The following is a 12,637-nucleotide window of genomic DNA, read 5'->3' as shown; positions in this document are numbered from 1 at the left end:
GTTGCGAGTATTTAATTTAAATACGCCACAGAGGCAATCCATGACTTACTTCAGTAAATAAAATAGGCGTTATTTTATCTCTTCGCCTACAAAAAACTTTGACTAAACTTAAGATATCCATGCACCCGCTTGCTCATTTACGTTTTTTCGAGTAGCATATGAAGGTAAAATTAAATTTTTATCATCAAATTTTAGGAATTTAAAGGGGAATCATCATGCAGCGAAAATTAAGTGCCCGCCAAGTCCGTATGATCGCACTGGGTGGTACGATTGGCGTTGGTCTATTTATGGGATCCAGTTCAACCATCAGATGGACAGGGCCGTCCGTTTTGATTTCTTATGGCGTGGCAGGCATCTTTTTGTACATGATCATGCGCGCGCTGGGAGAAATGCTCTATGTCGATCCAGATACGGGATCTTTCGCCAAGTTTGCCTCAGAATATATGCACCCTGTTTTTGGCTATCTCACAGCCTGGAGTAACGTTTTTCAGTATATCGTGGTGGGCATGAGTGAAGTGATCGCGATTGGTGGTTATTTGGAATTTTGGTGGCCTCACTTGCCTAACTGGTTGCCTGGACTAATTGCCGTGACTTTTTTATGTATTGCTAATCTGATTTCGGTGAAGATGTTTGGTGAGCTAGAATTCTGGTTTGCTTTGATCAAAGTTGTGACAATTATTTTGATGATCATTGCTGGCCTAGGTTTAATCATTTTTGGACTGGGTAATCACGGTCGGCCGATTGGCATCAGCAACTTGTGGTCTCACGGCGGCTTCTTTACGGGTGGCTTTAAGGGCTTCATTTATTCTTTGGCAATTGTTTTAGCTTCTTATCAAGGGATCGAATTAGTTGGCATTACCGCTGGTGAGGCTGAGAATCCTCGCGAAACCTTGGTCGAAGCCATTCGTTCTACAGTTGCTCGAATCTTGATTTTCTATATCGGCGCAATCTTTGTGATCGTTAGTATCTACCCATGGGACAAACTTTCACAAATCGGGTCTCCTTTTGTCCAGACTTTTGCGAAAATCGGCATTACCGCTGCCGCTTCAATTGTGAACTTTGTTGTGATCACGGCAGCTCTATCTGGCTCTAACTCTGGGATTTATAGTGCAAGTCGGATGGCTTACACCCTAGCTAACAACAAACAATTACCCCACCGTTTCTTACTGTTAAATCGTCATGGTGTGCCCTTTTACGCAGTAATCAGTGTTTCAGCTGGGATCCTATTAGGTGTCGTTTTGAATGCTGTCCTGCCAATACTTTTACCAGCTGCCAGCAATGTCTTCGTTATGGTCTATAGTTCTAGTGTGCTGCCTGGCATGGTACCTTGGTTTGTTATCTTGATCAGTCAGATCAAGTTTCGTAAACTACATCAAGATAAGATGGCACAACATCCTTTCAAAATGCCGTTGTCCCCAATTTCTAATTACATTACTTTAGCCTTTTTAGTCGTGACACTAGTCTTCATGTTCTTCAATCCTGAGACTCGGGTTTCGATTATTATTGGTGTCCTCTTCTTAGCTATGATGACTGTGATTTATTTCCGAAAGTTTCATAAAAATACAACTCAAAATTGAGTCATTAAAAAAACGCAATTTCCGTCTGACATTGACAGTGGAAATTGCATTTTTTATGTCTTACATTTTATACTTCTTGTTTTGAGGGTCTAATCAGAACTCGCTGACAGCCACGTGTTTTAGCTGATCAATGACATATAGTACCGTTTGGGCCACATCTTCAGGATAGAGCGTCAAACCCGAATCTTTTGCAGCATGGAATAAGGGTTCTAAATTCTTCGTAATGGTTTGATTTCCCACTGAGTTGATCAATTCTGTTGCCACAGCACCAGGCGAAACGATAGTTGAGCGAATACCATAATCTTTTTCCTCTTGGCGTAGGCCTTCCATAATTGCCCGAACGGCATATTTGGTACCATTATAAACTGCTGAAGCAGGATAAACTATATGGCCGGCAACCGAGTCAGTCGTTATGATCAGACCATCTTGTTGCGCTTGCATAATCGGTAGTACAGCCCCGATACCATTTAAAACACCCATGATATTCACATTGATCATTTTTTGCCACACAGCATATTCTCGGTCACTTAAATTGCCTTGGGGCATGATTCCGGCATTGTTATATAAGACATCTACCCGACCAAATTTTGCTTTGGCTAAATCCACCAAACTTTGAACTTGACTTTGTTCGGTCACGTCAGTTACCTGATAAGCAGCCACACCACCTTCAGCTTCAATTGCTTGCTTTAATTCTTGTAACCGCACTTCTCGGCGCGCACCAAGGACCACTTTAGCGCCATTTTGGGCTAATAGTTTGGCTGTAGCAGCCCCAATGCCTGAAGAAGCACCTGTAATAACGACAACTTTACCTTTGATCATTGAGTTAACCTCCTATTATGATTCCGCTATCTTACGAATTACTTTGGCTGGTGTACCAACGACGACACTATCTGCTGGTATGTCTTTGGTAACAACGCTGCCAGCGCCAACGATAGCATTTTCATGAATCGTGACTCCCGGCAGGATCGTCACATTAGCACCGATCCAAGCATTTTCCGCAATATGCACTGGCCGGCATTGAATATCTCGCCTCGTGATCTTACTTTCAGAATGATTTACCGTTAGAATTGTGGTTCTTGGACCTATCAGGACACCATCTGCCAAATAGATACCACCTAGATCAACAAATAAACAATCCCGATTAATGAAAACAGCCTCACCTACAAAAATATGCGGCCCAAAGTCTGTGTAAAATGGTAACTGAATCGAGCTGGAAGCTGGTAAAGGCTGGGCCATAATTTGGCCTAACAACTGCCGCTGGTCAGACGCAGTTCGTACTTGGCAATTTAAACTTTGCAAGCGTTGACCATTCATTGCTACAATTTGATCAATTTTACGAAACTCTGGATCCGCAAACTTTAATAAATCACCCTGTAACGCACGTTTCAAAATTTTCATTTTTAGGCCAGCCCTCCTTAAATTTAAGTGTAAAATTAAAAGTGAGAACTGTCTAATACCTATAATTGATAGTTACTTATAACTATGACCTATGGGAGGTACTTCCTGATGGAACTTCGCGTCTTAGGCTATCTATTAGCCGTTGCTCAAGAGCAGACAATTAGTGGTGCTGCAAAAATACTTCACCTGTCACAACCCACTTTATCCAGACAATTGCGTGACCTCGAAAGTGAATTACATACCAAACTCTTTATTCGAGGTAACCGGCATATTACACTCACACAGGCTGGTACTTATCTAGTTGAACAAAGTCAACAGATTCTAGATCTAGTAGCTAAAACAACAGCTAATCTCGGTACCGACCAAATGATCACTGGTGATTTAACGATTGGTGCTGATGAAACCAGCGGCATGCTGACGCTAGCCAAAGCATTCAAGGAGCTAACTCAGCACTATCCCAAAATTAAGCTACATCTTTATAGTGCCGATGCAGATACTGTTTTACAAAGAATCGATAACGGTCTCATTGACTTTGGTTTGATCATTGGCCCTATTGTCAAAGATAGATATAATTTTATTGATCTGCCTAGTAAGGATTCTTGGGGTATATTAATGAAAAAAGACGATGTCCTAGCGAACCATTCAGCAATCACACCGTCTATGTTAAAACAACGGCCTTTGATTATTTCTGGGCAATCTACCGTTAATTCTCAATTTGGAACTTGGTTCGGTCAGAATGTCGCAGAGCTTAATATTGTCGCTACTTACAACTTACTTTACAATGCCGCACTACTGGTCCAACAAGACATTGGTTACGCCTTGTGTTTGGCAGATATCTATCAAACTCAAGGTACACCATTAACGTTTAAGCGATTGCACCCAAATTTAACTGCTAACTTAAGTTTGATTTGGAAACAAGGTTTAACACTATCTCCAGCAGCACAGGCGTTTTTAGCAATACTGCAAGCACAGTTAGGCCAAGCATAGATAGGCTCAAGCTAATGCAAGTGTCAGACTAATAATTTTGATTTTGATTGGATTCGGTTAACATAATATTGGCGCCTAATCCCCTTTTAAAAGCCTTAATATCATTAAATCGTTATTTTGATATTAATAAAAGTAGCTATTTTTGAAAAATCTATTGTGATAATTGAAATTTCGGCGCAAAATAGTAGGGTTGAGTCTTTTAAGGGGAAATTCATCTGATGGCTATTTTGAAACATATCTCAAAGGATCGCGTGCTTCAAATCACCGTTGTGATCGCACTGATCAGTTTATTTTTTGCCCGCCCGCATATTCAAGATATTAACTTTTCAACCTTATTCTCGCTATTAGCTATGATGACGGTGATTCAAATCTTTGAATACCTACATATTTTGGATTTTTGGGCCTATCGTTTAACCACACGTTCCAACAACGCCCAGCAATTAACACGCTTATTTTTGATATTAGCATTTATTAGCGCCATGTTTTTAACCAATGACATGACAGTTTTAACACTCGTTCCATTATATTTAAAAGTTGCCAAACGCTATGATTTGCCTGAAGTCGTGCCCGTCACTTTAATTGGCATGACCGCCAACATTGGCAGTGCTTTAACACCGTTTGGGAACCCACATAATATTTTTTTGCTTTCGCATTATGATGTTCCGATTCCAACTTTCTTCAAATGGTCGATGCCATTAGCTGTTTGTGGCATTTTGATGGTCGGTATCTTTAGTTTACTCATTCGCCGCAAAGAAGTTCCAGCAGTAATGGTCTATGATATCAAAATTCAAAAACGACCGACTTTATTGGCTGGCTGTGTCGTCTTACTGGTTTTCTTAAGTGTTTTCAAGATCATTCCTTCTTGGATCAGTGCGATTGCTGCTGTAGCCCTTGCTTTGGGTTTAGATCGCCACATTATGGCCAAAGTAGATTATGCCTTGATTTTGACTTTTGTTGGCTTCTTCATTATTGTGAGTAACCTTGGTCAGATTCAGCCTTTAGTCGCGCTACTTAGCCTGTTAGAACATAGCAAACTCTCCGTTTATTTGAGTAGCTTAGGTGTCAGTCAATTAATCAGCAATGTGCCTTCCACAATTTTATTAGCCCGTTTTACACACCATGCCATCGCTTTGTTCTTTGGCTCTAATATTGGTGGATTGGGTACTTTTGTGGCATCTATGGCTAATTTGCTATTATTCAAACAATACACCCATTATGGAACTCGTAAACGTAGTACCTATCTAACTGGCTTCTTTAGCCTGAATATTATCGGCCTAATCGTTTTAGGGAGTCTGGGCTGGGGTTTGATCAACCTACTAGACTAGTGAAATAACTGCGCTGTGCGCGGATCTGGGTGACGGCGATACCAGCTGATCAAAATGATCGTTACAGCAGTGATCACAGCTAGAGCTATCAAGCCACCCTCTAAACCAAATAGACCACCATTCAACCAATCCAAGCCTGGATTGGTTTTTGTTTGCAGTAAAGCAGCTGAAAAATGATTACCAGAGACATAAACGCCAAATATCGGGCCTTCTGCGAAGTTCCAAGCTGTATGAAATGCTGCACTGAGCCATAAACTATCGAACCGCAAACGTAATAATGATAAAAGTACGCCAGTCATCACTAATTCAATCACTGCAAATAGATTGATTCCGGGGTTCATGGCGTGCAGCAACGCAAAAATTACCGCATTGGTCCAAATACCGGCTAATGGGGCCCCGATCGCGGTCAGTTTGCTTAACACATAACCGCGTGTTAACAGCTCCTCACTAAAGCCTTGAATACCAAACCCCAATAACATAGGTACAAACCAGATGAGCCCTTGGCCATTTGTTGGCACTTGTACTTTGACCGCCCTTAAGGCAACCGCAATGACCCAAATTAAGGCAAATGTGCCTAATCCAAATACGAGCCCTTTAAGATATAAACTACCAAGTTTATTTTTACTTAAAGCAAATAACTGCAACTGCCGCTTGTGTCCATAATAAGCGAGCACAATGATGATTAGAATACCCGTCAAGATCAGCTCAATAAACAGTTCAGCCTCTGCATTAAATGCTGCCCTTTTGAACCAATCACCAATCACACCGCTTAATAGCTGGGCCAAAAGTGTCCAGAAGATCGCAATTGCACTCACTTTAATAATTGATTTACTTAGTGTCATTTTTATCCTCCATTGAAATAAAGACGAAAAGCTATACCAATTTCGAATTCAGTGCTAGAAAAAGCCTAGATCAAAACTCACGCTTCAATCCAGGCCATTACCAGTGGGTTTATTACAACATCATGCCGTTGCGACTAACCCTAATGTCTGTAAAATTAAGTAGACATTCAATATGATCAACACGGCTGTAATCAGCCACGCTAGCCATTTCACAAGGGGACTATTGCGAAATTCACCCATTAATTTTTTATTGCTTGTATAGGCAACTAAGGGAATCATTGCGAATGGCAAGGCGATACTTAGAAATACTTGTGAAAACGTCAGTAACTCTTCAATTTTCGCTTCATTACCATGATAGTAAATTGCAAAAATTAACACTGGGGTTACTGAAATCAACCGCGTTAACAACCGCTGTGCCCATAGCGGCATCTTCAGTCGGATAAAACCTTCCATGATGATTTGTCCAGAAAGCGTCCCAGTAATCGTCGAACTTTGCCCCGAAGCTAGCAAAGCGATCGCAAATAACATACTTAAAATTGGGCTCGCAATTGCGCCAACGATCTTACTATTACTTAAAGCATCATATAAGTCTACAAAACGCCCCAAGTCAGAGGTCGTCCCATAAAACAAAGCCGCTCCCAAGATCAAAAGCAAACTGTTGACGACAAAAGCGATCGTTAACTGTGTGTTCGAATCAATCGTCGTAAAGCGAATGGCCTGTTTCAGCGACTTTTTATCTTTCCGGTTAACTTTTCGTGTCTGTGAAATCGATGAGCCTAAATAAAGATTATGCGGCATTACCGTAGCCCCAACGATACCTAAGGAAAGATACAGCATCGATTTATCCGTTAAGATCTTTGATGACGGGACATAGCCCTTAAACACATCCGGTATATTCGGTTGCGACAAAATCACTTCATACAAGAAAACAAATAAAATGACGGCTACAAGTGTGGCCACAATAGCTTCAATCTTGCGGAAACCCAATTTCATTAAGACCAATAATAGCAAGACATCGGCGGCGGTGATCATAATGCCAACAATCAAAGGAAAGCCGAACAGAAGCTTCAAAGCAATCCCAGAACCAATGATTTCCGCAATATCTGTCGCCATAATGGCTAATTCCGTCACGATCCATAGAAAAATCCCCATACCCTTCGACGTCCGTTCACGGGTCAATTGGGCTAGATCCTTACCTGTCACAATGCCTAACCGTGCTGCCATAGCCTGTAATAGCATGGCAATCAAACTTGACAGTAAAATTACGGACAATAGGACATACTTAAATTGCGAACCGCCGGCAATAGAAGTTAGCCAATTCCCAGGATCCATGTAGCCAACAGCAATTAAAGCACCAGGCCCAACATAGACCCCCAATGTCTTCCAGAAACCAGCGTCCTCCGGGACCTCAATACTACCATTGACTTCTTCCAAACTTTGATTACTCTTTGGATCTTCATTGTGTTCCGCCATAGCAACACTTCCTCCTAATTTGTCTTGAATTCATTCGATTTAAGTGGATCATTAAGCAACATCTTTAGTTTGACGCCGGGCTAGTGCTGGTAAGATCAACCCTAAAGCTAAGAAAATAATTGGCGTGATAATATTCAAACTTAATTGGAACCACCAAGTGGCTGGATCAGCATTAATATCCAATTTAGGCAGCATGCCCATAATGCAGGCAAAAGCTGTAAAAACAAAACACCAAGTTCCAACAACCATGCCTAAAGTTCTATTTTTAATAAACATATAGTCAGAATGGTAACGTTCCAAATGTTTATTTAGCAGCATAAAGGCTAAAAATACCCAAAGATAACGCATTGGCATCACGACTGAATTTAAATTCATCAACCATTTATAGAGTTCATTCATATCGCCGATGCCTAAAGCCGGTACGATAATCAATAAACTGACTAAAATACCAGTCATATAATAACCATTGATGGGGGTGCCCCGTTTATTCAATTGTGATAGTTTCTTAGGAATAAATTCGGGATCAGCATCACCGAGTAAGATTTTCAGTGGGGCATCGATGGAAAAGGCTAACGCTGATATTTGGGCCAATGTATTTGCTAAAGCATATAGAATTACAAACAATGAACCCACATGATAATATCCGCCTAATTTAGCAAAGGCATCGTAGGCCCCATTAGCCATCAAATCTGCCGGAATATGATTGGCATCAAATAACATGCCCATTGCAAACGAGCCTAAAATAGCACATAACGCCACCATGCCTGCCAATAATAACATTCCCAAGGGAAATTCTCTGGCCGCATTTTTAGTATTGTTAACGTATGGTGAAATCTTTTCAGCCCCACCAACAGCAAAAACCAGCATCGAAATCGTTGTAAAGTAATTAACGTTGAAGTTGGGCAAGTAGGTCTTTAACTGATCCATATGGGGTGTTGCAATGACCGTATTTTTAGCAATAAAAGGCGCCGTCACCGCAAGAATAATAAATAATAATGACATGATAAACATCGCTGTCCCAGCAACACTACCGATTCTATTTAGAGTCGTTAAGCCCCGAGAAGCCAACCAAAGAAACAGTAAAAATAGCGCTAAACAAATCAACGAAACCGTTAATGATGAAACGGTCTTAATGAAAGAACCATTGCCCTTAAATAACCAACTCAAGGCAATCACAATGGTTTGTGGCTTTTGCGCCAAGTAGGGCACATGTACGACCCAGTACGTCCACGCCGCAAAATAAGCCAGCCGCTTCGTCCCGGTTGCTTTGATCCATGAAGAAACGCCACCATTAAGATCTTTAAACGTAGAACCTAGCTGTCCAACAATTAAAGCATACGGCACAAAATATAATACCATGATCAAAATCCAAGATGTGATCACAGTTAACCCTTGTTGGGCATAGTTGTTCATGACGTTATTCAAGCCCCAAACAGCCACGAACGCAATTAAAGCAACGTTATACCAACGTAACTTCTTTACTTCCTTACTCATCTTACAAACTCCCTAACTTTTATTAAAGCGATAAACGCCGTCTTTTATTGTAGCAGAAAAAGAATCGTAAATCGTTCACTATTTGGCAGTCTAATCGTTCTTGCTGACAGTTAATTATTTGCCAGTTGCTTAAAAGCGCACGACATCATGGCTGACTGAATCATTATTGGTTGTTTTCCCTTGCTCAGCCGGTTTTGCTTGGGTATCGGGCGCTTGATCAGGGTGCAATTTCTGTTGGGCATACCGAGCCATACGCGTCATCGGCTGACTAGCCAAAAATCGTTGTAACGGTTTCTCCAAATCTTTCGTATTTTGCAAACGAATATCCACACCATATTTAGCGCGTAATAAATGGACCATCTCTTGACTAGACGCTGCAAAATTACTACTTAAAACTTGGCCCGTGCTCAAACGGCCATTACTAGCCATTAAATAACTAAATAATCTTAAGACATCAGTATCTGTAGCCCGTTTATCAACGACCAGCCAAGCAATATTGTCGGTCACGATATCTACTTTACCTGATAATTTACTTAGCGAAGCATCTAATTGCACATTTTGAAACCGGGTCTGAAAATACTTACTCAACTGATTCTTGTAACTCTCTCGGGGCAAACCATCGATATTATCATTTTGATCGGGATCTAACAAATAGTTCTCATCCAAATAATTTTTAACCTGTTCGATCATAGCCTGCCAATGTTCTTGACGCATAATATAATTCTTCGTCGTTGACGTGGGAAAGCCCTGGTCTAATTCCAATTCACCACGAATCAAGTTATATTTTTTGTCCGCTTTAGGCACCAGGCCAATTTGTTCTAATTGCGTAAAATTAATGACTCGATCATCTTTAATAATATCAATGCCTTGCTTTTTAACCGCCACATTATAAGGCTCGTACATCTTAGGTATTGGCACATTCAGTTCAGTGTACTGATCTTTCGTCGGGGCATATCCAAAAGTTAAATGGGCGAGCCAGCCTGCGCCTTGAAAAGGGATCGATTTCAAAATTGGCTCATCCTTTCCCGTTGTGGGATTAAAATAATGAATCACGATCGGCGTTACCGACCACTTTTTCGTTGTTACCTTAGTCTCGTCTACAAGTGCCACACTGATCGTGATTGGTGCTGACCCCGTCAGATAACGGCGATATTTAGCACCGAGAAACGGCACAACAGCCTGAGTGACCTTCCGTGGCGTCAGTTCCAACATTTGATGTTCATCGGCAATCGCAATTTCCGTTAAATGGTCTGCTGCTTCAAAAGTGTCTAATTCCTTGACCGGTACTTGGCCAAAACGAAAAGTATTGATTTCATAGGCAGGGGCTCCTGCTGTTTTTGTCCGTAAATAAATCAACTTACCTAGGGCCGCAACAGCTTGTTTCATACCCATGCCATGCTCATTGATGCCACTACCGCCCGACGTCCCAGACAAAGAAACCGCATCCCCTAAATGTTGTAGTGAAATACCGGCGCCATTGTCAGTGACGGTCAACGTACGCTGATCAACTGTGACCTTGCTGATTTTGATTTGAATCTGCAACTGCTCTTGCCCAGTCAACTGCGCTTCTGTACGGGCACCAATGGCATTGTCAATCAATTCCCCTAATAGCTCGATCAAATCGTAAGAGGTATTGCCCACTTCTTTATATAATTCATCTTTTGCTTCAATCGTAATTGTCGTTTCTACCATAATCTCATCCTCCGTTAAATGCCCTTTGCCCCCATTATAAACAAGTTCCAGTGATTTAACGTAGTTGAACGAAACTTTTATCGCATTAAAAGTTAACGCGTAAATAAATTACTTACTAACCTATGCTTTTTTGTCTTTCACGTGCAAAAAAATAAATGACCTATTCTGTTAAAAACTAACTATTATATGAGTGTTTATCGTTTAATCCTACATGAAATCGTTCTATAACCAGCACGATTCTCGGTTTCAACATAGCCAAATAGCTTAGTTGCTACATCAAATTTAATATGATTTATTTTTGAAACCCACTTTAATTGATTGTCATGATAAACGTAACTATCATCTGACATTATTTCATCTAAGCTAAATGGACTGATTTGATGTGTAATTACGGTGATTCCGACTAAATTGGCATATTTTCTAAGAACGGCAAAGAGGTTAATGTACTGATTTCTAACTTCTTTCATTGGAACAGGTCTATTGATTGATAAATCGAAATCAATGATCTGAAGACCTGGTTCATTAAAAAAATAAAATCTGAGATTCCCTTCGAAATCGATCTTCTTGCGCGAACCATTTTTTGTGGTAATCATTACATTTCTCAATCTGCTATAAGCTCTTAAATATACTTTGAATCCAGCTTCATAAAATAAATTTTCTAGAATTTGTAAATGTACTTTAGTAAAACCATTGTTCTTCACTTGATTATAGTCGTATGCAAATTTAAAAATCTCATTTGGGTTTTTATCAAGTGCATTAGCAATCTTAGCTTGAGTCATTTGTGTCGGATTAGCTCCACGATTCTCTTTGATTTGAGCAACAGTCTGACGAGCTACACCTGAGAATTCAGCTAATTTTGATATTGAAATATTAGCAATCTGCATAACTTGATCTAACGTGTTGTATGGTTTTAAGTATAATGTTTTTTTCAATTTCAAATCTCCTTTTATTATAAGTAAAAGATAACCATACTCCTTGAGTTTGAACAAGATGGAAGTTAATTTACACCCTAAATCATTTAAAAAGGTACCTAATCCGACATTTCATTCATCAAAAACTTGATACTTTTAAAAATTAAAGAAAAAAAGTAATTACAAAAAAATAGCCGATACTTCTAAAAAAGAAGAATCGACCACGACAAGTGTTTCTTGAAAAAACGCTACAATATTAAAAAACCAAAGCCTTCATAATCCCAATTATAATCAGCGCTAACACACCACCACCAACAAACTTGATTACTCTTTCTTTCCAGTAGTATTTACGCTCAGCATTTGTTTTTTTATCGTTCAAAGATCTGCCTTCAGAAAAAGCTAAAATTTCTCGATATGTTTTTAAGTTTAACCGCTTTTTGAGTATTTCAATTTTTATGCTAGCAATCAAATTTATACTAATTAAACCAATAAATAGAATCCAGCCGAAAGTTTTAAAGATAAATATCATCGGAATACCAGCGATAAAAGCTAACAGCATAAACGTTAGCATGACATACGTCCATTTGTTCAGTTCTTGATTTTGCAGTTCTTTTTTCATCATTTCCAGATCTCCTTTAACTAATTCGTCTAAGGAAACATCAAATAAGACACTTAACAAAAGTAAACTATTGATATCTGGATAACTACGTTCAGTTTCCCAATTTGAAATTGTCTGCCGGGAAACGAAAATTTTCTCAGCTAGTCCTTCCTGAGATAGTCCAAGCTGTTCTCGATATTTTCTAATTTGTTTTGGTAAGTTCATATTCATCGCTCCTTGACTTCACCTTAGTCATTTAACCCAGGAATGACTACCAAAATTCTTCGACAACCATCAAAAAATCGATGTCAAAATGTTTTATCATCGTCCAAACAACACC

Annotated in this window: 10 protein-coding genes and 1 pseudogene; 3 read left to right on the top strand and 8 right to left on the bottom strand. The window is 39.9% G+C overall.

What is annotated here, in order from left to right:
- The first annotated feature begins 215 nt into the window (after window positions 1–215).
- Entirely contained in the window at window positions 216–1,577 is a 1,362-nt protein-coding gene (locus FHQ08_RS02755) for an amino acid permease (protein ID WP_230912860.1), read from the top strand.
- 67 nt (window positions 1,578–1,644) lie between these two features.
- Here FHQ08_RS02755 and FHQ08_RS02750 read toward each other — a convergent pair.
- Window positions 1,645–2,396, bottom strand: a pseudogene (locus FHQ08_RS02750) (SDR family oxidoreductase).
- A gap of 15 nt (window positions 2,397–2,411) precedes the next feature.
- Window positions 2,412–2,975, bottom strand: coding sequence for a DapH/DapD/GlmU-related protein (locus tag FHQ08_RS02745; protein WP_230912859.1), 564 nt, complete (start codon window positions 2,973–2,975; stop codon window positions 2,412–2,414).
- Between the two features lie 108 nt (window positions 2,976–3,083).
- Between FHQ08_RS02745 and FHQ08_RS02740 the strand changes: the two genes are divergently transcribed.
- Window positions 3,084–3,962 carry a LysR family transcriptional regulator gene (locus FHQ08_RS02740; protein WP_230912858.1) on the top strand — a complete coding sequence of 293 codons (879 nt, stop codon included), beginning with the start codon at window positions 3,084–3,086 and terminating at the stop codon, window positions 3,960–3,962.
- Between the two features lie 218 nt (window positions 3,963–4,180).
- Window positions 4,181–5,287 (top strand): SLC13 family permease, encoded by a 1,107-nt coding sequence (locus tag FHQ08_RS02735; RefSeq protein WP_230912857.1) that lies wholly within the window; start codon window positions 4,181–4,183, stop codon window positions 5,285–5,287.
- Here the strand turns inward: FHQ08_RS02735 and FHQ08_RS02730 are convergent.
- The 6 genes from FHQ08_RS02730 to FHQ08_RS02705 form a co-directional block, all read right to left on the bottom strand.
- On the bottom strand, window positions 5,284–6,129 hold the full coding sequence (locus FHQ08_RS02730; RefSeq protein WP_230912856.1) for a CPBP family intramembrane glutamic endopeptidase: 846 nt from the start codon (window positions 6,127–6,129) through the stop codon (window positions 5,284–5,286). The two genes, FHQ08_RS02735 and FHQ08_RS02730, sit on opposite strands and share 4 nt — an antisense overlap.
- A gap of 120 nt (window positions 6,130–6,249) precedes the next feature.
- A complete protein-coding gene (locus tag FHQ08_RS02725; protein ID WP_230912855.1) occupies window positions 6,250–7,602 on the bottom strand; it encodes an Nramp family divalent metal transporter in 1,353 nt (450 codons plus the stop codon).
- 51 nt (window positions 7,603–7,653) lie between these two features.
- On the bottom strand, window positions 7,654–9,096 hold the full coding sequence (locus FHQ08_RS02720; RefSeq protein WP_230912854.1) for an amino acid permease: 1,443 nt from the start codon (window positions 9,094–9,096) through the stop codon (window positions 7,654–7,656).
- A 129-nt stretch (window positions 9,097–9,225) separates the two neighbouring features.
- Window positions 9,226–10,788 (bottom strand): ATP-binding protein, encoded by a 1,563-nt coding sequence (locus FHQ08_RS02715; RefSeq protein ID WP_230912853.1) that lies wholly within the window; start codon window positions 10,786–10,788, stop codon window positions 9,226–9,228.
- Between the two features lie 194 nt (window positions 10,789–10,982).
- On the bottom strand, window positions 10,983–11,720 hold the full coding sequence (locus FHQ08_RS02710) for a helix-turn-helix domain-containing protein (protein WP_230912852.1): 738 nt from the start codon (window positions 11,718–11,720) through the stop codon (window positions 10,983–10,985).
- A 235-nt stretch (window positions 11,721–11,955) separates the two neighbouring features.
- Window positions 11,956–12,522, bottom strand: coding sequence for a helix-turn-helix domain-containing protein (locus FHQ08_RS02705; RefSeq protein ID WP_230912851.1), 567 nt, complete (start codon window positions 12,520–12,522; stop codon window positions 11,956–11,958).
- Window positions 12,523–12,637: the final 115 nt, after the last annotated feature.

It is taken from the genome of Agrilactobacillus fermenti, assembly GCF_021030645.1.
Lineage (GTDB): Bacteria > Bacillota > Bacilli > Lactobacillales > Lactobacillaceae > Agrilactobacillus > Agrilactobacillus fermenti.
This window is presented reverse-complemented; position numbering and strand designations above follow the sequence as displayed.